The sequence below is a fragment of the Curtobacterium sp. UNCCL20 genome (assembly GCF_900101675.1).
GTDB lineage: Bacteria > Actinomycetota > Actinomycetes > Actinomycetales > Microbacteriaceae > Curtobacterium.
In genome coordinates, this window is sequence record NZ_FNKG01000001.1 from 58,324 (window position 1) to 80,724 (window position 22,401).

General features: G+C 70.8%; 18 protein-coding genes and 1 tRNA gene. 5 read left to right on the top strand and 14 right to left on the bottom strand.

Annotation, left to right across the window (positions count from 1 at the left end; genetic code table 11):
• Positions 1 to 18: 18 nt before the first annotated feature.
• The 4 genes from BLT36_RS00290 to BLT36_RS00305 all read right to left on the bottom strand — a co-directional run bounded on the left by BLT36_RS00290 (position 19) and on the right by BLT36_RS00305 (position 5,826).
• A complete protein-coding gene (locus tag BLT36_RS00290) occupies positions 19 to 1,254 on the bottom strand; it encodes an ABC transporter substrate-binding protein (protein WP_254787258.1) in 1,236 nt (411 codons plus the stop codon).
• 54 nt (positions 1,255 to 1,308) lie between these two features.
• Positions 1,309 to 2,640 (bottom strand): enolase C-terminal domain-like protein, encoded by a 1,332-nt coding sequence (locus BLT36_RS00295; RefSeq protein WP_092090916.1) that lies wholly within the window; start codon positions 2,638 to 2,640, stop codon positions 1,309 to 1,311.
• 438 nt (positions 2,641 to 3,078) lie between these two features.
• Positions 3,079 to 3,663 (bottom strand): TetR/AcrR family transcriptional regulator, encoded by a 585-nt coding sequence (locus tag BLT36_RS00300; RefSeq protein WP_092090918.1) that lies wholly within the window; start codon positions 3,661 to 3,663, stop codon positions 3,079 to 3,081.
• A 102-nt stretch (positions 3,664 to 3,765) separates the two neighbouring features.
• Complete coding sequence (locus tag BLT36_RS00305) at positions 3,766 to 5,826, bottom strand: MDR family MFS transporter (protein WP_092090920.1); 2,061 nt, start codon at positions 5,824 to 5,826, stop codon at positions 3,766 to 3,768.
• A 242-nt stretch (positions 5,827 to 6,068) separates the two neighbouring features.
• Here BLT36_RS00305 and BLT36_RS00310 point away from each other — a divergent pair, with 242 nt between their 5' ends.
• Positions 6,069 to 6,569, top strand: a complete 501-nt coding sequence (locus BLT36_RS00310; protein ID WP_092090922.1) for a hypothetical protein — start codon at positions 6,069 to 6,071, stop codon at positions 6,567 to 6,569.
• A 34-nt stretch (positions 6,570 to 6,603) separates the two neighbouring features.
• Here BLT36_RS00310 and BLT36_RS00315 read toward each other — a convergent pair whose 3' ends face one another.
• From BLT36_RS00315 to BLT36_RS00330, 4 genes are all read right to left on the bottom strand, one after another.
• Complete coding sequence (locus BLT36_RS00315; RefSeq protein ID WP_092090924.1) at positions 6,604 to 8,064, bottom strand: flotillin family protein; 1,461 nt, start codon at positions 8,062 to 8,064, stop codon at positions 6,604 to 6,606.
• A gap of 160 nt (positions 8,065 to 8,224) precedes the next feature.
• Positions 8,225 to 9,052, bottom strand: a complete 828-nt coding sequence (nadE, locus tag BLT36_RS00320; protein WP_092094173.1) for an ammonia-dependent NAD(+) synthetase — start codon at positions 9,050 to 9,052, stop codon at positions 8,225 to 8,227.
• A 39-nt stretch (positions 9,053 to 9,091) separates the two neighbouring features.
• Positions 9,092 to 9,259, bottom strand: a complete 168-nt coding sequence (locus BLT36_RS18520; protein ID WP_175529425.1) for a hypothetical protein — start codon at positions 9,257 to 9,259, stop codon at positions 9,092 to 9,094.
• Positions 9,260 to 9,466: 207 nt separating this feature from the next.
• On the bottom strand, positions 9,467 to 11,578 hold the full coding sequence (locus BLT36_RS00330) for a choice-of-anchor G family protein (RefSeq protein WP_092090928.1): 2,112 nt from the start codon (positions 11,576 to 11,578) through the stop codon (positions 9,467 to 9,469).
• Between the two features lie 415 nt (positions 11,579 to 11,993).
• Here BLT36_RS00330 and BLT36_RS00335 point away from each other — a divergent pair, with 415 nt between their 5' ends.
• The 3 genes from BLT36_RS00335 to BLT36_RS00345 all read left to right on the top strand — a co-directional run bounded on the left by BLT36_RS00335 (position 11,994) and on the right by BLT36_RS00345 (position 15,814).
• A complete protein-coding gene (locus tag BLT36_RS00335) occupies positions 11,994 to 12,473 on the top strand; it encodes a MarR family winged helix-turn-helix transcriptional regulator (protein ID WP_254787260.1) in 480 nt (159 codons plus the stop codon).
• A 160-nt stretch (positions 12,474 to 12,633) separates the two neighbouring features.
• Positions 12,634 to 14,073 carry an MATE family efflux transporter gene (locus tag BLT36_RS00340; RefSeq protein WP_092090930.1) on the top strand — a complete coding sequence of 480 codons (1,440 nt, stop codon included), beginning with the start codon at positions 12,634 to 12,636 and terminating at the stop codon, positions 14,071 to 14,073.
• A gap of 589 nt (positions 14,074 to 14,662) precedes the next feature.
• Complete coding sequence (locus BLT36_RS00345) at positions 14,663 to 15,814, top strand: AI-2E family transporter (protein ID WP_092090932.1); 1,152 nt, start codon at positions 14,663 to 14,665, stop codon at positions 15,812 to 15,814.
• A 323-nt stretch (positions 15,815 to 16,137) separates the two neighbouring features.
• Here the strand turns inward: BLT36_RS00345 and argG are convergent, their stop codons facing one another.
• The 3 genes from argG to BLT36_RS00360 all read right to left on the bottom strand — a co-directional run bounded on the left by argG (position 16,138) and on the right by BLT36_RS00360 (position 18,940).
• Positions 16,138 to 17,580 (bottom strand): argininosuccinate synthase, encoded by a 1,443-nt coding sequence (gene argG / locus BLT36_RS00350; RefSeq protein ID WP_092090934.1) that lies wholly within the window; start codon positions 17,578 to 17,580, stop codon positions 16,138 to 16,140.
• A gap of 171 nt (positions 17,581 to 17,751) precedes the next feature.
• Positions 17,752 to 17,823: transfer RNA gene (locus tag BLT36_RS00355), tRNA-Arg, on the bottom strand.
• Between the two features lie 13 nt (positions 17,824 to 17,836).
• On the bottom strand, positions 17,837 to 18,940 hold the full coding sequence (locus BLT36_RS00360; protein ID WP_092090935.1) for an epoxide hydrolase family protein: 1,104 nt from the start codon (positions 18,938 to 18,940) through the stop codon (positions 17,837 to 17,839).
• An 85-nt stretch (positions 18,941 to 19,025) separates the two neighbouring features.
• Between BLT36_RS00360 and BLT36_RS00365 the strand changes: the two genes are divergently transcribed.
• Entirely contained in the window at positions 19,026 to 19,451 is a 426-nt protein-coding gene (locus tag BLT36_RS00365) for an arsenate reductase ArsC (protein WP_092090937.1), read from the top strand.
• 76 nt (positions 19,452 to 19,527) lie between these two features.
• Here the strand turns inward: BLT36_RS00365 and BLT36_RS00370 are convergent, their stop codons facing one another.
• From BLT36_RS00370 to BLT36_RS00380, 3 genes are all read right to left on the bottom strand, one after another.
• Positions 19,528 to 20,022: an HNH endonuclease gene (locus BLT36_RS00370; RefSeq protein WP_092090939.1), complete on the bottom strand. Its 495-nt coding sequence runs from the start codon at positions 20,020 to 20,022 to the stop codon at positions 19,528 to 19,530.
• 367 nt (positions 20,023 to 20,389) lie between these two features.
• Positions 20,390 to 21,355 (bottom strand): C40 family peptidase, encoded by a 966-nt coding sequence (locus tag BLT36_RS19085; RefSeq protein ID WP_092090941.1) that lies wholly within the window; start codon positions 21,353 to 21,355, stop codon positions 20,390 to 20,392.
• A 284-nt stretch (positions 21,356 to 21,639) separates the two neighbouring features.
• Complete coding sequence (locus BLT36_RS00380; protein ID WP_092090942.1) at positions 21,640 to 22,335, bottom strand: iron-dependent transcriptional repressor DtxR; 696 nt, start codon at positions 22,333 to 22,335, stop codon at positions 21,640 to 21,642.
• Positions 22,336 to 22,401 lie beyond the last annotated feature (66 nt).

The window sequence follows — 22,401 nt, forward strand, 5'->3', positions numbered from 1 at the left end:
GTCATCTGGTGACGCTGGTCAGTCCGAGCCGAGCTGACTCGCGATCGAGGACATCGTGTCCTTCGCGCTCGTCTGCCCGTTGACCGCCTGCAGGGCGTACTGCGTGAACAGCTGGTTCAGCTGGTCGCTCTTCTTGTTGCCCGGCAGTGGCGTGGCCTTGTCGAGCGCCGCCTTGAGCGTGTCCTCGGCACCGTCGATGCCAGCGTTGTCGTACCAGGTCTGCTGCGCCGCGGTCCGTGCCGGGAAGGCGCGACCCTGCTTCGCGAGCGAGGTCAGGACGTCTTCGCTCGTCATCGTCTCGATGGCCTTGAACGCCTGCTCCGGGTACTTGCACTGCTTCGAGACCCCGAAGCCGGAACCGGCTGCGTAGGACGAGGCTCCCGACGTGCCGGACGGCACCGTCGTGACGCCGAGGTCGAACTTCACCTTCGCCTTCTGGCTGATGAGCGACCACGGCCCGTCGCTGTACATCGCGACGTCACCGCTCACGAACGCGTTGCCGTCCGCCGAGGAGTCCGACGACGCCTGCGTGGCGTAGCCCTTCTTCACCAGGCCGGCCAGCCAGTCGAGGCCGTCCGCGAACTTCGCGTTCGTCGCGTCGAGCTTCCCGTCCTCGCTGATGACCCGGCCGCCGTTGTAGCCGAGGATCTGCGACTCGAGCGGGATGTCCGCGATGCTCGTGCCGTAGGCGGTGGTGCCCGCGGCCTTGAGCTTCGCCGCCGCTGCCTCGAACTCGTCCGTCGTCCAGCCCGGCTTCGGGTCCTCGACACCGGCCTTCTTCAGCAGGTCCTTGTTGTAGAAGACGAGCATGGGGCCGGTGTCGTAGGGCAGGCCGTACAGCTTCCCGTCCACCTTCATGCCGGTCAGCGCCGTCTGGTCGTACTCGGTGAGGTCGAGGCCGGCCTGCTTCGCCATGTCGTCGATCGGCACCAGGACGTCCGTGTAGTTCGCGGCGCGGAGCGACTGGATGCTGACGATGCACGGCGCGGTGCCCGTGGAGAGCTGCGTCCGGAGCTTCGTCCAGTAGTCGTTGAAGGGGGAGCCCTGGATCGTGACCTTGACGCCCTCCTTGCTGTCGACGGTGTCGGCGACCTGCTGCCAGGCGGCCTTGTCCTCCTTGCCGCCGATCCACATGGCCCAGGTGAGGGCGTCCTTGGACTGGCCGTCGCTGGCGCTGCTCCCGGCGGAACAGCCCGTGAGCACGAGGGCTGCAGTAGCTGCTGCTGCGAGCCCGGCGGTGATACGTCGTCGCATCGGTGTCTCCACTTCGTCGTGGTGATCGGGGATCGGGTGTGGTGTCGTGGCTGGTCAGGCGACGCGGACCGCGTCGCCGGGGACCGTCTCGGCGGCCCAGGCCGGGCCGTCCGGGAACTCGTGGACGTCGAGGGAGTCGGCGAGCATCTCGGTGCCGGCTCCGGGGGCGGTCGGCGGCCAGTAGCGGCCGTCGTGGACGTCGACCGGGGTCACGAAGTGCTCGTGCAGGTGGTCGACGAACTCGATCATCCGGTCGTCGAGCGCTCCGGAGAGCGCCACGGCGTCGAACATCGAGAGGTGCTGGACGGCTTCGCAGAGCCCGACCCCGCCGGCGTGCGGGCAGACCCGGACGCCGTGCTTCGCGGCGAGGAGGAGGATCGCCAGGTTCTCGTTCACGCCGGCGACCCGGGTGGCGTCGATCTGCAGCACCGACATCGCCTGCGCCTGGATGAGCTGCTTCGCGATGACCCGGTTCGCCATGTGCTCCCCCGTCGCGACCGGGATCGGCGCGATGCGGCGGGCGATCTCGGCGTGCGCGAGGACGTCGTCCGGGCTCGTCGGCTCCTCGACCCACGCGATGTCGAAGGGCCGGAGCCGGTCGATCCAGGTCACGGCCTCGTCGACGTCCCAGCGCTGGTTCGCGTCGATGGCGATCCGGATGTCCGGCCCCACCACCGCGCGGGCGATGCCCATCCGGCGGACGTCCTCGTCGACGTCGCCGCCGACCTTCAGCTTGATCTGGGTGAAACCCTCGTCGACGGCCTCGCGGCAGAGCCGGGCGAGCTTCTCGTCGTCGTAGCCGAGCCAGCCCGGCGTGGTCGTGTACGCGGGGTAGCCCTCACGCTCGAGGCGTGCACGACGCTCGGCGCGGTGGGGTTCGGCGGCGCGGAGCAGGTCGAGCGCCTCGGCCGGGGTGATCGCGTCGGTGAGGTACCGGAAGTCCACCAGGTCGACGAGCTCCTCGGGGCTGAGGTCCGCCAGCAGCGCCCAGAGCGGCTGACCGGCTCGCTTCGCGCGGAGGTCCCAGAGCGCGTTCACCACGGCACCGATGGCCATGTGCATGACGCCCTTCTCCGGGCCGAGCCAGCGGAGCTGCGAGTCGTGGACGAGCGCTCGCCAGGTGGCGCCCATGTCGGCGAGCAGCGCTTCGGCGTCGGCGCCCACGACGTGGTCGTGGAGCGCGGCGATCGCGGCTTCCTGCACCTCGTTGCCGCGGCCGATGGTGAAGACGAAGCCGGTGCCGACGAGTCCGTCGAGGGCGTCCGTGGCGATCTCGACGTAGGCGGCCGAGTAGTCGGGCGCCGGGTTCATCGCGTCGGACCCGTCGTGCTCCCGCGAGGTCGGGAACCGGATGTCGCGCACGCGCAGACCGGTGATGCGGCTCATCGTGTCTCCTGCCCGTCCGGTCTCCGTCGACCGAACGAGGCAATCGAAACATCCGATGTCTCTCGTGTCAAGAGCGATTCTCGTGGTGATTCAGCCGCAGAGCGCGCCGAGTCGTCCGATGACTTCCGCCAATCCCGCAGAAAGGGGCGCGTGGGGTGATGCCGTTCCGCGCGTGGGGTGCCGTTTCGCGCGTGGGGTGCGGAATCGCGCGTAGGAGGGCGGGAGTTCCGGCCTCCTACGCGCGATTCGTCATCCGATTGCGCGCGTCATGGGTCGGAACGCACCAACGGCCTGGAGGCGCGGTGCGGGTCGGACCGGCACCGCGCCTCCAGGCCATGGTCGCGTTGCGCTCGCGCGAAGCCGCGCGAGACTCGGGCTCAGCGACGGATCACGCGCTGCACGCCGCGAGGACTGTCGCTCAGCACGAGACTCGTTCCGTCAGCCGGCGGCCAGCCGGGCCATGTCGGCGACGACCGCGCGGAGGCGGTCCGCGAGCTCGTCACGCGAACCGACGGTGAAGCGGTGCGCAGCCTCGATCACGGCGGCCATCACGAGGGTCACCGCGGTCCGTGCCGAGTCCGCGTCGGTGCGCTCGGCGGCGACCTCGTACACGGCGAGCCGTGCGTCCGCCATCCACTGCAGCATCGTCGGCACCATCTCCGGCCGTGCCTGCACGAGCGTCTTCATGCGGCGGCGGTCCTCCGGCAGGGTGACGGTCTGCGCGACGAGGTCGCAGAGGTCCGAGACCAGGGGACCCGGGGCGGCGAGGAAGGCCACCCGAGCCGCGTCCGGGATCGTCGTCGCGGGCAATCCGAGTGCGGCGTTGCCCTTCGACGGGAAGTAGTTGAAGAACGTCCGGGGCGAGACCCCGGCGGCAGCACAGATCTCCTCGACCGTGACACCCGCGAGTCCGCGATCGGTCACGAGGTCGATCGCTGCCTGGTGGATCGCGTGGCGCGTCTGCTGCTTCTTGCGCTCCCGCAGGCCGCAGTCGCCCGCGACGGGTGCTTCGGTGGTGCTCACGTGCTGCTCCTGGTGTGGAACGGGTGCTGTCGCACGGGGCGCTCGAGCCGCTCGTGCTGTGGCACGGGGCCTCCCGCCGAGTGGCGGGAGGCCCCGGACGGGCTAGCGGTCCGAACCGACCCGCTGGACGGGGATCGAACCGGTGACCGGCGCGGTGGGCGAGCCCATGGTGTCCGCGGCCTTGACCGCCTGCACCTCGAGGTCGTCCGCCGTGTTCTCCTGGTCGGCCTGTTCCTGCAGGGCCGAGCTCTTGCGGAGCGGCGGCGCCTTGAAGAACCAGCTGAGGATGAACGCCAGCAGGATCACGGCGAATCCGACCCAGTAGACCGTGACGGCCGAGGCGTTGAAGCCGGACATGAACGGCCGGGTGAGGGCCTTGTCCGCACCGTTGAGGTAGGACGTGTCGCTCGTCTCGGCGCTCGAGCCGCTGTTGCTGCTCGAGTTCTTGTCGATCTGCTTCGACAGCTCCGGGGCGAGGTCGTTCACCCAGTACGTGCGCTGGGCGTCGTTCGACCAGTTCACGACGAGCTTGCCGTCCTGCACGCTGGCGTGCGCCTGGTCGGCAGCCGCTGCGAGGGCCTGCTGCTGCACGGCCTCCGGAGCGCCGGCGGTGCCCTGGGTGACCTTGGCGGTCGCGGCGTCGAGGCCGGACTGCACCTGCTGCTTGATCGGGGTGACGATCGGGTTCCAGATCTGGTCCATGACGCCCTGGTTCGCCTTGGCCGACGCAACCGTCGGGTCCAGCGCGGCGTCGAGCGCCGACGTCAGGTTCGACTTGTCCGCCGTCGCGTGCAGGATGTTCGCCGGCATGATCGAGAACAGGATCGACAGCAGCACCGCGGTGCCGAGCGTTCCACCGATCTGGCGGAAGAACGTCGCCGAGCTGGTCGCGACGCCCATGTCCCGCGGCTGGACCGAGTTCTGCGACGCCAGGGTGATGCTCTGCATGAGCTGCCCGAGGCCGAGGCCGATGAGGAACATGCCGATCATCAGGAACCAGAGCGGCTTGTCGATCGTCATGAACGTCAGGACGACGTAGCCGACCGAGACCAGCGCCGTGCCGATGACCGGGAAGATCCGGTAGCGGCCGGTACGGGCGACGATCTGACCGGAGGCGATCGAGGCGATCATGAGCCCGCCGATCATCGGCAGGGTCGCGAAGCCGGACTCCGTCGGGGTCAGACCGGTCACGATCTGCAGGTAGAGCGGGATGGTCAGCATCGCGCCGAACATCGCGAAGCCCACCAGGAACCCGAGGATCGTGGCCATCGAGAACGTGCCCGAGCGGAACAGCTTCAGCGGGATGATCGCGTCGTCCCGCATCAGCGTCTCGATGACGAGGAAGGCGACGAGACCGAGCGCGCCGATCACGTAGCAGGCGATCGCGGCGGCGGAGCCCCAGCCCCACGTGCGGCCCTGCTCGGCGACCAGGAGCAGCGGGACGAGGGTCACGATGACCGAGGTGGCACCCCACCAGTCGATGCGCGGCTTGGCCTTGGCGTCACCGAACTTCGGCAGGTGCAGGAACGCGATGACCATGAGGAGCGCGGCCACGCCGATCGGCACGTTGATCAGGAAGACCCAGCGCCAGCCGGTGACCCCGAGGATGCTCGTCGCACCGGCGAAGAGGCCACCGATGAGCGGGCCGATCACGGAGGAGATGCCGAACACGGCGAGGAAGTACCCCTGGTACTTGGCGCGCTCGCGCGGGGCGAGGATGTCGCCCATGATCGCCAGCGGCAGCGACATCAGCGCACCCGCACCGATGCCCTGGAAGGCACGGAACGCGGCGAGCATGATCATCGACGTCGACATCGTCGAGAGCAGCGACCCGAGGATGAACACCGCGATGCCGAAGATGTAGAGCGGCCGGCGCCCGAAGACGTCGGACAGCTTGCCGTAGATCGGCGTGGTGATCGTCGACGCGATGAGGTAGGCCGTGGTGACCCAGGCCTGCTGGTCGAGGCCGTGCAGGTCGTCACCGATCGTGCGGATCGCCGTGCCGACGATCGTCTGGTCGAGGGACGACAGGAACATGCCGGCCATCAGGCCGTAGATGACGAGGAGGATCTGGCGGTGCGACATGATCGGCCTCCCCGGCGCGCTGGCCGGTGAGCCCTGTCGTCCGCGCTGCACCTCGACGGGTGCGGTGGCAGTAGACATGTGGGTCCTTCAGGGGTGCGTGTGTGGTCGTGGCGGAGTGCAGGGGACGCCGGAGCGTGAGGCGGGCCGAGAGCGGCGGGTCAACCTTGCAGACGCTGCAACTTTACACCACGAGCACGTTTGCCGCCAATGCAAGTTTGCTCACTGTGCACGATTGGTGAACACCTTCACAGGATCGCGCTGACCTGCGCGGTACCCCACGATCCAGGAAGCGCGACCCCCGGGGGCGTACGGTCCTCCGCATGACTGACGAGCACCGCAGCAGCCCCCGTCCGGAAGACGACGCAGCACGCCTCGGACTCGTCGTCGTCGGCGAGGCGGCAGCGCTGCACTCGGGCGACGAGGCTGCCCTGGACGCGAGCGAACAGAACATCCGCGACACCATCGACGAACTCATCGACGAGCCGCTGACCCCGCGACAGGAGGAGGTCGTCGAACGCCTGGCGTCCGCCGGGGGCACGCTGACCGCCGGACTCAGCGGGGCGCTCGCCGCGCAGGCCGGGCGGAGCGTCGACGACATCCTCGAGGGCGCCGCACGCAGCGTCGTCTGGCAGCAGCGCCTCGCCGAGCAACGCGACGACGCCGCCCGGCAGCACGGCGAGCCCCGGCAGCACGGCGAGGCCCGGCACCATGGCGAGGCCCGGCACCACGGCGGCGAGCGCGAGGACGCCGGCGGTCAGCGCGAGGACGCCGGCGGTCAGCAGCGCGACCGCCGAGACGACGACGGGCGCGACGGGGACTGATCCCCACCGCGCCCGACGCAGGAGCGCCCGTCGACTAGTCGGCGGTCACCGTCTCGTGGTCCTGCGCCTGCTCGCGCACGACGGCCCGCGCGGCGGCCTGACCCGTGGTCGTGCTCTTCACGATGTCGCTCAGCGTGAACCCGGCGGTGGTGCCGAGCAGTGCGTCGACCTCGCTGAACTGGCTGACGACACTCTTCGCAAGGGAACCGGCACCGTCCGAGGACACCACCGTGAGCTTGTCGATGTTGCTCATCGGGGCGGCGAGTTCGCGGGCGATGCTCGGCAGCGTCTCGATCGCCTTGACGCGGAGGACGGCCTCGGAGTGCTGGGCGAGCGCGTCCGCCTGGGCCTTCGTGGCGTCGGCCTCGGCCTGACCCTTCGCGCGGATCGCATCGGCGGCCGCTTCACCCTCGGCACGTGACGCGTCGGCCGCGAGCTTGCGTGCGTCGGACTCGGCCTTGGCCTCGGCGGCGATCGCCTCAGCGGAGATCCGACGGGCTTCGGCCTGGGCGCGGGCGGTCTCGACCTGTGCGGCCGCGGCAGCCTCGGCCTCGACGCGGGTCTTGCGCGCCTGGGCCTCGGCGACGGCGGAGACCTCGGACTCGAGCTCGGCCCGGCGGAGCTCGGCGCGCTTCTGTGCGGTGATCTGCTCCTGCTCGACGACGCCCTGCGAGGCACGGGCTTGGGCGAGCGGCCCGGCGGCCGCGGCCTCGGCGGAAGCACGGTCGGCGTCGAGCTGCAGCGCGGCGCGACGGATGGCGAGCGTGTTCTCCGCCTCGGCGATGGCCTGGTCGGCGGTGGCGCGCGCTTCTCGCGCTTCACGGTCGGCCTGCGCCTCGGCGTTCTCGGCCTCGAGCCGGACTCGGGCGCGCTCCGCACGACCGAGGTCGCTGATGTACTCGTTGCGGTCCGAGATGCCCTTGATCTCGAACGAGTCGACGTCGAGCCCCTGGCTGTGCAGGGCGTCCTGCGCGACGGTGAGGACCGCGACGGTGAGCTGGTCGCGGTTCCGGATGATCGTCGAGACGTCGGTCGCGCCGATGGAGGCACGGAGCGAGCCGGACAGGACCTCGCGCGCGAAGTCGTCGATCTTCTTCTCTTGACCGAGGAACCGCTGCGCTGCCGCCCGGATGGACGCGTCGGCCTCGCCCACCTTGACGAGCGCGACGGCCTCGACGTCGATCGTGACGCCACGGGAGTCCTGCGCGTTCACGTTGATGTCGATCGCACGGGAGCTCAGCGAGAGCTTCGCGACCTTCTCGAAGAACGGCCGGACGAGCACGCCCGCGCCGAGCACGACCTTGATGCCGGACTCGACGGTCTCGGTGCCGTCGGCGTTCTTCACCTTCCGCGAGCGCTTGCCCGTGATGATGAGTGCTTCGTCGGCACCGGCGTTGCGGTACACGACCTTCGCGTAGATCAGCGCGATGACCGCGAGGACGATGATCCCCACGACGATCAGCGGGACGGCTCCGAGCGCGAACAGGACTTCCATGACTCCCCCTCCGGACCGGTCGCGTTCCGTCGCGACCTGGATTCCGTATCTGGTGTTCCGATGCGATCCATCCTAGGAGACGGCACGGACAGACGGGAGGCGCGGTGCGGGATCACCCGCACCGCGCCTCCCGTCGGTGGTCGCGTCAGCGCCCGCGCGCCTACGCGCCTGCGCGCCACCACTCGTCGAACGGCGTCGCGGGCACCTGACGCTTGTGCTCCGTCGCGCGGTAGCGAGCCTCGATCGCCTCGGCCACCTCGAGCGGGACGTCGTGGCCCTGCAGGTACGCGTCGATCTCGGCGTAGGAGAGCCCGAGGTTCGCCTCGTCGGTCTGACCGGGGGTCTCGTCGAGGAGGTCCGCCGTGGGGGCCTTCTCGTAGAGGCGTGCCGGTGCGCCGAGGTGCTCGAGGAGTTGCCGCCCCTGGCTCTTGGTCAGGCCGGTGAGCGGCGTGATGTCGACACCGCCGTCGCCGTACTTCGTGAAGAACCCGGTGACGGCCTCGGCCGCGTGGTCGGTGCCGACGACGAGGAGCCCGCGCTGCCCGGCGACCGCGTACTGCGCCACCATGCGCATCCGGGCCTTCACGTTGCCCTTCACGAAGTCACTCAGGTCGACGCCGGAGGCCGCGGTGTCCTGCACGACGCCGTCGACGCCGTGCTCGATGTTCACGGTGATGCCCGGGTCGGCCGCGATGAACTGCAGCGCGAGCTGGGCGTCGTCCTCGTCCGCCTGCACCCGGTAGGGCATCCGGACGGTGGTGAACTCGGCGGGGTGCCCCTCGGCACGGAGAGACTCGACCGCGAGCTGTGTCAGCCGACCGGCGAGCGTGGAGTCCTGGCCGCCGCTGATCGCGAGGAGGAACCCCTTGGCGCCCGAGGTGAGCAGGTAGTCACGGAGGAACCCGACACGGCGAGCGATCTCCTGCTCGGGGTCGATGGTCGGCTGGACGTTGAGGTCCGCTGCGATGGCGGCTTGGAGTTCACGCACCACCCCAGTATCCCGCTGCACCGGCCGCGTGCACAGGGTTCAGTGCAGGCGATCCACGCCGACCGGACGGATGGTGTTGTCGTGGTCGACCCCGATCGCGCAGGTGCAGACCACGCCGATGGTCTCCTGCGCCCGGGTCAGCACGAAGCGTTCGACGTGCGGGGGCCCGCTGTGGCGGTCCAGCGGGTGGGTGTCGTGGTCGTGCACGGGGGTCCTCACGTCGCGGGGGAAGCAGTCGGTCGGAGGCCGGCCGACGGCACGGTGGGTGCCGGTGCGGTGGCGGTCCCACCGCCACCCCACCGGCGGGACCGCGGCGACCCGAACGCGCCGCGGTCCGACCGGCGGAACCGCGGCGACCCGAACGCGCCGCGGTCCCGGGAGACGGGCACCGGCGTCCGCCGGCGCCCGTCCGGGTCAGGCTCGCCGCATGCGCCGGGCGACGAGCGTGCCGCCTCCGGCTGCGAGGAGCAGCCCCGCGAGGAGCATCAGCGGCAGGACCTCGGCGCCGGTGAAGGCGAGGCTCCCGGTACCCGCTCCGTTGCCGATCCCACCGGCACCGCCGCCGACGCCGCCTGCGCCGCCCGGGCCGCCTGCGCCACCGGGACCGCCTGCACCGCCGGGGTTCCCGGGCGTCCCGGGCGTGCCCGGCTCACCCGGCTCGCCCGGGTCCGTCGGGTCGACCGGGGCCGCCGCGACGGCGAAGGTAACCGCGTCGGGGTCGCTCACGAGGGTGCCGATCGTCTCGACCGCCTCGGCCTCGTGGTCACCGACGGCGACCTCGGGGAACGTGACCGTCCACGTGCCGTCCTGGTCGGCGACGGTCGCCTGCGTGCCCTCGTCGTCACCGTCGAGCGTGACGTCGACGTCGGCCCCGGGCTCCGCGGTCCCCGTGACGGGCACCGAGGTGGTGTCGTCGTCAGACCCGACCGTGTAGTCGGTGCCGTCCTCGGGCGAGGTGATGGCGATGCCGGCGAACGGGTCCGCCTGCACGGTCGCCGTCGCGAGGTCGACGGTCGCCAGGTCCGCTGCCGGCACGAGCTGCAGGCGGACGGCCCTAACCGTGGTGGCCCCGGTGTCGTCGGCGGTGGGCTCGGTGAACGCGGGAGCGGTCTGCGAGTTGATCGTGACCGAGACGACCTGGTTCACGACGTCGAGCAGCGGGTCGAGCGCCGTGACGGTCGACGTGATCGTGGTGAGCAGCGTCTGGACGGTGGTCGCCACGAAGTCGCCGCCGAGCACGTCGCCGAGGATGCCGGTCAGCGCCGGGACGACGGTCGATCCGAGCAGCGGCTGCAGGAGCGGGTCGAGCGTGCCGAGCACCGGGCCGAGGATCCCGTCGCCGGCGACGGTGAGCGTGGCGCCGTCACCGGTGCCGAGCAGGTCTCCGACGGTGGTGTCGACCGTCAGGGTCAGCCCCGCGACGTCCGCGCCGAGCAGGTCGACACCGGTGTCCACGACGAGCTGCACGTCGGCGACGTCGAGGGCGTTGGTGAGCGTGGTGGTGAGGAGGGCCGGCAGCTGGTCGGTCAGGATGTCCGAGATCGCGCCGGTGATCTGCGCGTTGATCGTCGCGTCGTCGAGCAGTGTGGTGTTCGCCGGCAGGTCGTTCAACGTGTAGAGCTGTGCGAGGTCGATCGTGACCGCGCCGGAGGCCAGGTCGATCGTCACGGGGCCGTCGGTGAGCGGCTGCTGGGTCACGGTGGCGAGGGCACCCTGCAGGTCGACGTCGGCGGTCAGCTGCGCGGTGGTGTCGTCGAGCGTCAGGACACCGAGTCCGAGGGTGTTCACGGCGTCGGTCACCGGCCCGAGCAGCGACGCGGTGAGGTCCGTGGTGAGACCGTCCTCGCCGATCGCCGCGTTCAGGGTGTCGTCGGTGGTGCCGAGCGTCGTGTCCAGGGAGGTCACGAGCTGCTGGACGGCCGGGCTCACGAGGCGGACCTGTGCGCCGGCGACCTGGTAGTCGGTGGTGACGTCGGCGCCGTCGAACGTCCGCGTCGCCTCGGCGCGGGCGGACAGGGCGCCGAGACCGACCGAGAGCTCGCTCACGACACCGTCGACGTCGAGTCCGCCGAGCAGCGGGGTGAGGTTCACGGTCGCGCCGGTGCCGGGGGTGCCCGGTCCGACCTGGATCGCGCCGTCCGCGCCCACGGCACCGGCGGCCGCGACCGCCGAGGCGGTGTCCGTGCTCGCGACCTGGCCGGCGACGCCGACGTTCACGAGGCCGTTCTGGCCGAGCAGCTGGATGCCTCCGGGGACGGCGACCCCGATGCTGTTCAGGAGCGTGAGGTCGAGCGGGTCGGACTGCCCGTCGGCCGTGCCGCCCGGAGCGGTCGCGCCGAAGGACCCGGCGAGCGCCGCGACGCTGTCGAGGTCGACGGAGCCGCTCCCGGACAGCAGGCGGCCTTCGGCCTGGGTCGCGTCCGTTGCGGCCGCGTGTGCGGGGAGCGCTGCTCCCCCGATGATCACGGCCGCGACGGTGGCCGTGGCGCCCGCGCGGAGCGCGAAGCGTGTTGCAGTGCGTGGCATGGTGCCTCTTCCTCCAGGCGGAGGTCGTCCGCCTGCTGATCCATCCCCCGCTGGTGGGGCGGGAGATCCGACGGGCGCGCTGGTGGGGCGGCCCGGAGTCACGTGTGCGCGACGTGCTGCGCGCGGGCGCGGCTATCCGGGGTGATCACCCCCGGAGCGGCGGGGAGCGGGACGGGCAGTGTCCACGGACGGGCGCATCGATCGTGCGCGCATCGTTCGTCCTGCTGCCATGTCCTGATCCCCCCGGGTGAGCTCGGCGACGCCGTCGAGCTGAGGATGCGCCGTTGGTGAGACCGCGCTTGCTGTACAAACTACAAGAAGGGTCCCGCGCCCTGGCGATACCCCCATTCGGGGGCACGACGCCGATTCAGTTTGACCGTTGACAGTTAGCCCTCGAACGGTTAGCGTTCTGATCATGACGCAGCAGGACCCCCGGACGCAGCAGGACCCCCGGATGCAGCAGGCTCCCCGGATGGACTCGCCCCTCCAGCAGATGCGCTGGATCGGGTGGGCACAGCGCAAGGCGGCCGAGGAGTGGGTCCGCGAACGTGACCTCTCCCAGGAACAGGCCTTCGTGCTGGGGTACCTGCAGCGGTCGCCCGGGGCGATCCAGCGGGACATCGCCGACATCACCCGAACCAGTGCGGCCAGCGTCTCGAGCCTCCTGCAGGGGCTCGAGCGTCGCGGGCTCGTCGAACGTCGCGCCGAGCCCGGCAACGCCCGGACCAAACGCGTGCACGCCACCGACGCCGGGGTCGCCCTGATCGCCGGGTTCGAGGACGCCATGATCGCCCTCGACGACGAACTGCTCGCGCCGCTCGACCCAGGCGAGCGGGCGACACTGCAGGCCCTCCTGCAGAAGGTGACGGCCGAACTGCCGCCGCCCACGCGCTAGCGCCCGCCCACCCGGCGCACCACGCGCCTCCAGGCCGGGGGCGCCATCCGACCACGCGATGACACCCGCCGATCGCGCGCACCGCGCTGCCCGCGAACCGGGCAGCGCAGCTCTGCCCTGCACCCCGGGGCAGCGCAGCCCTGCCCAGAAGGAGGCAGCCATGAGCACCACCGAAGCACCCGCCCTCGACACCGCCACGGCGAAGAACCGCTGGTACCTGTCCGCCGCGCCGATCGCCCGAGCCCTCGTGCACCTCTGCGTGCCGATGGCCGCGGCGATGGTCGTCAGCGCCGTCTACAACGTCATCAACGCCGGCTTCATCGGCTCCCAGAACGACACGTCACTGCTCGCCGCGATCACCTTCGGCACCCCGCTGCTCGGCCTCGTCATGGCCGTCGGCGGTGTCTTCGGCGTCGGGGGCAGCGCGCTCATGTCGCGGATGCTCGGCGCCTCCGAGCACGATCCGGCCAGGGCGGAGGACATCAAGCGCGTCGCGTCGTTCGCGCTGTGGGGAGCGGTCGTCACCGGCGCGGTCCTCGCCGTCATCGGCCTGGTCTTCCTGCGGCCGCTCGTCGCCGTGCTCGGCGCGGACGCCGCAGCCGTCCCGGCCACGAGCGCCTACGTCGCCGTGGTGCTCGCGTTCGTGCCGGTCCTCGCCGCGTCGTTCGCCCTCGAGCAGATCGTCCGGTCCGAGGGTGCGGCACGACAGGCGATGGTCGGTCTCGTCCTGTCGACGATCGGCAACCTGGTGTTCGACGTCCTCTTCATCCTGGTGCTGCACTGGGGCGTGGCGGGTGCCGCCCTCGCGATCGGCCTCGGCAACCTCGTCGCGATCGGCTACTGGCTCGCCTGGCTCCAGCGGCACAGCGAGAACGTCAGCTTCGCGCCGAAGTGGTTCACGCTCCGCCCGGACATCCTCAGGGGCGTGTTCGGCATCGGCGCGAGCGAGCTCCTGCAGGCATCGTTCCTCATCGTCACGACGCTCGTGCTCAACAACCTCGCGGCGGCCTACGGCGACGACCCGCTCGCCGCCATGGGTGTCGCCGTCCGCATCGCCCAGGTGCCCGAGTTCCTGGTGATGGGCGTGACGATCGGGGTCCTGCCGCTGCTCGCCTACGCGTTCGGCAAGGGTGACGCCGAGCGGCTCCGCGCAGCACTCCGCGGGGCAGCGCTCACCGTCGGCACCATCGTCCTGGTGTTCTCGGGCACCGTGTTCGTCTTCCGCGAGCAGGTCTTCACCGTCTTCTCCGGCGACCACGCGGTGCTCGCGATCGGCCTGACGATCCTCACCGCGCAGCTCGTCGCGACGATCGTGAACGGGTTCACCGGGCTCCTCACCTCGCTGTTCCAGGCCACCGGGAAGGTGCTGCCCGCGATGGTGCTCTCGATGGCCCAGGGTGTCCTGTTCATCCCGATCGTCATCGTCGGCAACGTGTGGTTCGGACTCGCCGGGATCATCTGGGCCCTGACGGTCACCGAGGTGCTCGTGTTCGCGGCGGCACTCGCGCTGTGGCTCGCGTCGCGCGGCCGGATCGCACGCGGCCTCGCGGGCGGCACGCCCGAGCGGGCGGACGCGGCGCTGGTGGAGGCGGCCGCCTGATCTCGGGAACCCGGTGACGGACTGGAGGCGTGGTGCCAGCCGGCACCGCGCCTCCAGTCGTCCGGACGGTCGCGCTGGTGCGCGAGACGGCTAGGAGAGGACGAGCTCCAGCAGGGATCCGGCCGGGTGCGGCGCGGGCGTGCGGGTGGAGCTCTCGAAGAGGTCGACGGTGGGCGTGTACGTGCGGATGGTGGCGGTCACGGAGACCAGCCCTTCGTCGGGGTGATGCGCACCCCGGATTCGACCGGGCCGTCCCGTTGCGCCAGACCCCGCGACCGCGAGGAGCATCAAGACCACGGGACCCTGTGTCGGCCCGGTCTGCTCAACCTAACGCCGGCGTGGACGAACCCACGAAGAGTCTCCGGAATCCGCACCCCCGAACTGGGGAGACCGGTCTGTCTGTCCTCACTTGTGCGGACCGGCTACAGTGACATCGTCAGCGAGTCACACCCGACCGGCGCTCCCCTCGCCGGGACTCACTGCGAGCACATCGACGCTCCGGCCCTCGAGCACGTCCCCCACAGCTCGGGCCGGAGCGCGATGGCCCCGGTACGGTGGGCGGTCACTGCCCGCACCACCGAGGAGCAAGATGCCCCTGTTCGGCAACACCCGCAGCACCCCGCCCACGCCGGCCGCCCCGACCGCCACGTCCGAGGTGGCCCGGAAGTGGTCCGACTCGTTCGGCAGCGTGGCGACACGGTGCCTCCAGCTCATCGTCGTGCTCGTCATCGCGAGTGCCATCGTCTACGCCGCGGCGACGCTGAGCGTCGTCACGATCCCCGTGCTGCTCGCGCTCATCATCGCGTCGGCCATGCACCCCGTCGTCTCGTGGCTCCGCCGCCACCGGGTGCCGTCGGTCCTCGCGACCCTCGCCGTCCTCATCGGCGTGCTCATCGTGCTCGGCCTCGTCGCGTGGCTCATCGTCGTCGCCGTGATCTCGCAGTGGCCGGACCTGCAGAAGTCGGCGATCCGCGGCTTCGGCCAGCTGCAGGACTTCGCCAAGACGCTGCCGATCTCGATCTCCGACTCGCAGGTCGACGACGTCGTGAAGAGCATCCAGGACTTCCTGACCAGCTCGCAGTTCGGCTCCGGAGCCCTCGCCGGCGCCTCGGCGACCGCGAACTTCCTCACCGGCCTCGTCCTGATGATCGTGGTGCTGTTCTTCTTCCTGAAGGACGGCCCGCGGATCTGGGAGTTCCTGCTCCGACCGTTCACCGGTGAGCGGTACCAGCGTGCCCGCCGCGTCGGGAACCGGGTCGTCCAGACCCTCGGCGGCTACGTGCGCGGGACCGCAACGGTGGCGGCGGTGGATGCGATCGGCATCGGGGTCGGCATCGCGATCGTCGGCGTCCCGCTCGCACTCCCCCTCGCCGTGGTCGTGTTCATCACGGCGTTCATCCCCATCGTCGGTGCGACCGCCGCCGGCATCCTCGCCGCGCTGGTCGCACTCGTCGCCCTCGGCCCCGTCCAGGCGCTGATCGTCGTCGGCATCGTGGTGCTCGTCAACCAGCTCGAGGGCAACCTGCTCCAGCCGGTCCTGATGGGCAAAACGCTCAAGCTGCACGGTCTCGTCATCCTGATCGGCCTGACCGCCGGCACCGTGCTCGCCGGCATCACCGGCGCGATCATCTCGGTGCCGCTCCTCGCCGCCGCGTGGGGCGCGATCCAGGTCTGGGACGGCCCGGACAAGCCGGCGCGTGCGTGGCGCCAGAAGCGTGTGGAGACCGCGGAGGCGCGCTGACCGCTCTGGACCTCGCGTCGGCACCAGCGGCCCCGGCGGCCCGGCGGCCCGGTTGGCCCGGCTCGGTCGCATCGGCACCAGCTCTGCGTCAAAGCACCCGTCGATCACCCCGCGCATTGTCGCAAGATGCACGCGCATCGGATGGAGGCGCATGACGCGACATTGCGCGAGTCGATCACCGCGTGCGACGTCGCAAGATGCACGCGCATGGGGGCGCGCGGGCACCCGGGTGCGGTGCCGGTGCCGGCGCCAACGCCGTGACGGTGCCGAACGCACGAAGGGGGCATCCGCACATCGCGGAGGCCCCCTTCGTCGTGCAGACGTCAGTCGGTGCCGGAGTCGAACGCGGCGCCCTCTGACGCCGCGTCGGTCGCGCGACCGAGCGCGTCGTCGGCGTCGGAGGTGACCACGGCGCCGCCGAGGATCTCCTCGGACTCGCCCGACTCGAGCTGGCCGACCAGGTCGCCGGTCGCCCCGCCGATGAGACCGGCCGCCGCGTACTGCTCGAGCCGAGCACGGGAGTCCGCGATGTCGAGGTTCCGCATCGTCAGCTGCCCGATGCGGTCGTCGGGGCCGAACGCGGCGTCGCCGACCCGCTCCATCGACAGCTTGTCCGGGTGGTACGACAGCGCCGGCCCCGTGGTGTCGAGGATCGTGTAGTCGTCGCCGCGGCGGAGGCGCAGCGTGACCTCGCCGGTGACCGCCGAGGCGACCCAGCGCTGCAGCGACTCGCGGAGCATGAGCGACTGCGGGTCGAGCCACCGACCCTCGTACATGAGGCGGCCGAGACGGCGACCCTCGTTGTGGTAGGACGCGACCGTGTCCTCGTTGTGGATCGCGTTGAGGAGGCGCTCGTAGGCGATGTGCAGCAGCGCCATGCCCGGCGCCTCGTAGATGCCGCGGCTCTTCGCCTCGATGATGCGGTTCTCGATCTGGTCCGACGCCCCGAGCCCGTGGCGGCCACCGATGGCGTTCGCCTCGTAGACCAGGGCGACGGCGTCGGTGTACTCGACCCCGTTGATCGCGACCGGGCGACCGGCCTCGAAGCGGACCGACACCACCTCGGTGGCGACCTCGACGTCGTCACGCCAGGCGGCGACGCCCATGATCGGCTCGACGATGTCCAAGCCGCTCGAGAGTTCCTCGAGGCTCTTCGCCTCGTGCGTGGCGCCCCAGATGTTCGCGTCCGTCGAGTACGCCTTCTCGGTGGAGTCGCGGTACGGGAAGCCCCGGGCGACGAGCCACTCGCTCATCTCCTTGCGGCCGCCGAGCTCCGCGACGAACTCGGAGTCGAGCCACGGCTTGTAGACGCGGAGGCGCGGGTTCGCCATCAGGCCGTAGCGGTAGAACCGCTCGATGTCGTTGCCCTTGTAGGTGGAGCCGTCGCCCCAGATGTCGACGCCGTCCTCCTTCATCGCGCGGACGAGCATCGTGCCCGTCACCGCACGACCGAGGGGCGTCGTGTTGAAGTACGTCTTGCCGCCGGAGCGGATGTGGAAGGCGCCGGTCTGCAGGGCGACGAGGCCCTCTTCGACCAGGGCGCTCTTCGCGTCGACGAGCCGGGCGATCTCCGCGCCGTACTCGTGGGCACGGCTCGGGACGGCGTCGATGTCCGGCTCGTCGTACTGGCCGATGTCGGCCGTGTACGTGCAGGGCACCGCTCCCTTCTCGCGCATCCAGGCAACGGCGCAGGAGGTGTCGAGGCCTCCTGAGAACGCGATGCCGACTCGTTCGCCGACGGGGAGACTGCTCAGGACCTTGGACACGGAGACAATCGTACGGGGAGTCCGGGCTTCGCTACCGTCCAGCGCGACGGTTGTGGAGAACTCCCCGGCGAAGTGCCCCTGGAGGGCACTGCAGGGACTCGAACCCCATCGACCGACTGAGGTGCCCCTGGAGGGCGCTGCAGGGACTCGAACCCGATCGACCTGGTGGTGTGCCCCTGGAGGGACTCGAACCCCCAACCGTTTCCTTAGGACGGAACTGCTCTTCCGTTGAGCTACAGAGGCTGGCCCGTCCACTCTAGCGTCGGAACGGTTCCAGGAAGGTCCGGACCTCGTCGGCGAACACCGTCGGCTGCTCGAACGCCGCAAAGTGCCCGCCGCGGTCGAGTTCGTGGTGGTACACGAGGTTCGTGGTGCGCTCGAGCCACTCCTTCGGTGCCCGCACCAGGTCGCCGGGGAAGATCGAGAACCCGGAGGGCACCTCGACCCGGCGGGCCATCTGCGCGGCCGGGACCGCCGCGTTCGCGTGGTACATCCGCATGGACGAGCCGATCGTCTCCGTCGCCCAGTACTCGGTGAGGAGCGACAGCACCTCGTCCCGCGTGTACACCGACCAGAGGTCACCGTCGCAGTCGCTCCACGACCGGAGCTTCTCGACGATCCACGCCGCGAGTCCCGCCGGGGAGTCGTTCAGCGCCACCGCGACGGTCTGCGGCTTGGTCCGGTGCAGCATCGCGTAGGCGCCTTCGTCGGTGCGCCACCGGTCGGTGGCGGCGACGAACTCCCGTTCGGCCGGGGACAGCGTGGACGCGTCGAGCCCGGGCCACGCGAGTCCGCCGTCGATCCGGTGCACTGCGACGACGCGTTCCGGGTGGTCGAGCGCGAGGTAGCGGACGACGTGCGTCCCGATGTCCCCGCCGGACACCGCGAACCGGTCGTACCCGAGCTCGGTCATGAGCGTGGCCCACATGCCGGCGACCTGCCGGGCGTCGAGCACCTGCGGCGGCGCATCGGAGAAGCCGTACCCGGGCATGTCCGGCACGATCACGTCGAAGCCGGACTCGACGAGCATCGGGAGGACCTTGCGGTACCGCCAGCCGGAGTCGGGCCAGCCGTGCGCGAGCAGGACCGGGAGCGCGCCCGGCTGCCCGCTGCGGGCGTGCAGCACGTGGATCCGGACGCCGTCGACGACCACGCGCCGTGACGGCAGGGCAGCCAGCACGGCCCGGTGCGCCTCGAAGTCGAAGCCGTCGGCCCAGTACTCGACGAGGGGGCGCAGCTCGTCGACGTCGACCCCGAGCGACCACCCGGTGCCGGCGGGCGCGTCCGGCCAGCGGGTGGCGCCCAGTCGCGCACGCAGGTCGGCGATCGTGGCGTCGTCGATGAAGGGGGTGTCGGCCATGGCCCGACGCTACGACCGACCGCCGACGAAGTCACGCGAACCCGATCGGTGCGATGCTGGAGTCGACCGACCCGAGGAGCCCCCGATGTCCGACAAGCCCACCATCCTGTTCGTCTGCGTCCACAACGCCGGGCGGTCCCAGATGGCCGCCGGGTACACCCAGGCACTCGGTGGCGACCGCGTCGAGGTGCGCTCCGCCGGCTCGGAGCCGAAGGACCAGATCAACCCGGTCGCGATCCAGGCGATGGCGGAGGTCGGCATCGACATCGCCGGCAACCAGCCGAAGGTCCTCACCACCGACGCGGTCCGGGAATCCGACGCCGTGATCACCATGGGCTGTGGCGACGCCTGCCCGGTCTTCCCCGGCAAACGCTACGAGGACTGGGACCTCACCGATCCTGCCGGTCGCGGCATCGACGAGGTCCGTCCCATCCGCGACGAGATCGGGCGCCGGGTCCAGGCGCTCCTGACGGAGCTCATCCCGGACGGGTCCGCCACCGTCCCGGCGTGACCAGCTGACGGCCTGGAGGCGCGTGGCGGGCCCGCCACGCGCCTCCAGGCCGATGCGGCGACAGCCGCTCCTGCCGCTACGCGGCCACCAGGTACTCGTCCCACTCCGACTGCGGACGCTCGATGCCGCGCACCACCCAGGACGCACCGTGCGGTGCCTTCGGGCGGAAGCGGAGCCGCCACCCCATCTCCTGCGGGGTGCGGTCACCCTTGGCGTTGTTGCACGCCAGGCAGCAGGCGACGAGGTTCTCCCACGAGTCCTCGCCCCCGCGCGACTTCGGGTGCACGTGGTCGATGGTCGTGGCGTGCCGGTCGCAGTACGCGCACCGGTTGGCGTCCCGGCGGAGGACCCCGCGCCGTGACACCGGCACGAGTCTCGAGTGCGGGATGCGCACGTACCGGGTGAGGATGATGACGGACGGACGGTCGTAGGTGGACGTCGAGCCCGTGACCGGGTGTTCGACGTCAGCGGCGACGATGGCGGCCTTCTGGTTCATGACGAGCACGAGGGCCCGACGGAACGAGATCACCGCGAGGGGCTCGTAACCGGCGTTGAGGACGAGAGTGCGCATGGGTTCCCTTCCGACGTGCCTGGACGGCTTCCAGGCGGTGCGGGTGCGTCGGACCGAGGGCTCGCGCAGGTGACCGTCGCTCGCGTCACGACCCCGGAACCACGAAGAGCACCACCCTGATGGGCAGTGCTCTCGTCATGCTGGGGCGTGCTCGTGCACGCAGGCGGTGGTCGACCATATGTCGACGTGCGCGCGCCGACCCATGGTGCGGGTCGTGCGGAACGATGACATGAGGTCTCCCTGTACGGACCGGATCGGACCGGTGCAGCGCCAGGGTACGTCAGAAACCGGCCCGGCACGAGAGTGCACGGGCCGGTTTCGGCGATGTTCACGGGATCGACGCGGAGCCGTCGACCGCGTTCAGTCGTCAGATGCCGAAGCGGACGATGTGGTAGTCGCTGGTCCAGATCGGACGGATCGACACGGCGCCACCGGGCTTCGGGGCGTCCATGATCATGCCGTTGCCCATGTAGAAGCCGTCGTGCGCTTCGTTGTTGAAGATGACGACGTCACCGGGCTGGGCCTCGGACGTGGGGATCGTGGTGCCGGCCTGGTCCTGCAGCGGCACCGAGTGCGCGAGGTTGATGCCGTACTGGGCGTACACGAACATGACGTAGCCCGAGCAGTCGAAGCCGGACGGGTCCGCGCCGCCGAAGACGTACGGGGTGCCGATGTACTGCTTGGCGGTGGCGACCACGGCCGGCAGCGAGAACGGGGTGTTCGCGGCGGTCGACGAGGCGACGTAGTCCGAGGCGGTCGGGCCGGTGTACGAGGCGTACTGCGAGGCGGTCTTCGCGCGGGCGGCCTGCGTGGCGGCGGCCCGGGCGGCCGACTGCTTCGCGGCCTCGGCAGCGGCCTTCTGGGCGGCTTCGGCGTCGAGCGTGGACTGCGCGGTCGCGCCGTAGCCGTCTCGGCTGGTGCCGGCGAGGGCGACCGCGTCGGACACGGAGAAGTTCTGGGCCTCGGTGGTGCGGATCTGACGCTGTGCGTTCGCGGCGTCCGTGGTGGTGGACTGCTGCGCGGCGAAGGCCGGGGCGACCGCGACGGTGCCGAACATGCCCGCGGCCACGGTCAGGACGACCGGCGCGAGGAAACGGCGCTTGCGGGCCGACGAGCTCGCCTTGGCGGTCGCTGCGGTGCGCGCGGCCTGCGCGGCACGGCGCCCCCCGGGGAGCGGCGCGTCACGCACGGGGGTGACGGGGCGTGCGACCCGTGCCGTGCTGGTCTCGTTCGCGCGAGCAGCGCGGCGCGAGAGCGGGGCATCGGTGGCGTTCTCGGTGTTCGTCGGGTGCACGGGCGTCTGGGCGTCCGCGGCGGAACCGGTCTGCGTCAAAGGGGTGTCTCCGGCGTCTCGTCATCACGTCCGCGTGGGTGACCGCGGGCCGCGCAACCCCATCCGTTCGTCATCGTTTCCGATCGAGACAGGAGACGGGTTCGAGACGTCCTGTCACGGGTCCTGGGCCTCGTGGGTGGCCGGCGGACTCGTCGAGTGTACGTGGCGGCCGTTACCTTGTCGAGATGAAAACGCCGCTTTGTAACGGTTCGGTAAAGAAGCCCTGATCAGACCGGGAGAAATGCCGTTCCCCCAGTTTCAGGGGGAGCGGCGGAGGGTCGGGATCAGGAACGCTCGATGTACACGTGCTGTGCGACCTCGCCAGGCAGCTCGATGCCCGCGTCCTCGCCGTCCACGCGGACGGCCACGTAGGCCCCGGCGCGCTGCACGCTCGCGAGGCGGCCCGGCATCACGCCGGCCGTCCGCAGCTGGTGCAGGAGCTCCGGCTCGAACTGGACGGGCTCGCCCAGGCGGCGGATGACCCCGGTCGCGACGGCGTCGGTGCCCTCGGTCGCGGCGACGATGTTCTGCACGCCGTCGAGGAACCCGGCAGCCGTGGGACCGCCGATCTCGGCGAGGCCCGGGATCGGGTTGCCGTACGGCGACTCCGTCGGGTTGCCGAGCATCTCGAGCAGTCGCACCTCGACCTGCTCGCTCATGACGTGCTCCCAGCGGCATGCCTCGTCGTGGACGAACGCCCAGTCGAGCCCGATCACGTCGGACAGCAGGCGTTCGGCGAGCCGGTGCTTGCGCATCACGTGGGTCGCCCGGGAGCGGCCCTCCGTCGTGAGTTCGAGGTGACGGTCGCCGGACACGACGACGAGGCCGTCGCGCTCCATGCGGGCGATGGTCTGGGAGACCGTGGGACCGGAGTGGCCGAGACGCTCCGAGATGCGGGCGCGCAGGGGCACGATCGCCTCCTCCTCGAGATCGAGGATGGTGCGAAGGTACATCTCCGTGGTGTCGACGAGATCGGTCACGGTCCGCCTCTCATGTCTTGGCCAAGCGCGCCCCACCCTACTTGTTCGAGGGGACATGGAACGACC

Coding starts and splice junctions, on each gene's coding strand:
- BLT36_RS00315 (WP_092090924.1), bottom strand. CDS start 8,064: ATGGAAGTCCTGTTCGCGCTCGGAGCCGTCCCGCTGATCGTCGTGGGG.
- BLT36_RS00365 (WP_092090937.1), top strand. CDS start 19,026: ATGTCCGACAAGCCCACCATCCTGTTCGTCTGCGTCCACAACGCCGGG.
- BLT36_RS00340 (WP_092090930.1), top strand. CDS start 12,634: ATGAGCACCACCGAAGCACCCGCCCTCGACACCGCCACGGCGAAGAAC.
- BLT36_RS00310 (WP_092090922.1), top strand. CDS start 6,069: ATGACTGACGAGCACCGCAGCAGCCCCCGTCCGGAAGACGACGCAGCA.
- BLT36_RS00330 (WP_092090928.1), bottom strand. CDS start 11,578: ATGCCACGCACTGCAACACGCTTCGCGCTCCGCGCGGGCGCCACGGCC.
- BLT36_RS00360 (WP_092090935.1), bottom strand. CDS start 18,940: ATGGCCGACACCCCCTTCATCGACGACGCCACGATCGCCGACCTGCGT.
- BLT36_RS00295 (WP_092090916.1), bottom strand. CDS start 2,640: ATGAGCCGCATCACCGGTCTGCGCGTGCGCGACATCCGGTTCCCGACC.
- BLT36_RS00370 (WP_092090939.1), bottom strand. CDS start 20,022: ATGCGCACTCTCGTCCTCAACGCCGGTTACGAGCCCCTCGCGGTGATC.
- BLT36_RS00345 (WP_092090932.1), top strand. CDS start 14,663: ATGCCCCTGTTCGGCAACACCCGCAGCACCCCGCCCACGCCGGCCGCC.
- BLT36_RS00335 (WP_254787260.1), top strand. CDS start 11,994: ATGACGCAGCAGGACCCCCGGACGCAGCAGGACCCCCGGATGCAGCAG.
- BLT36_RS00290 (WP_254787258.1), bottom strand. CDS start 1,254: ATGCGACGACGTATCACCGCCGGGCTCGCAGCAGCAGCTACTGCAGCC.
- BLT36_RS00305 (WP_092090920.1), bottom strand. CDS start 5,826: ATGTCTACTGCCACCGCACCCGTCGAGGTGCAGCGCGGACGACAGGGC.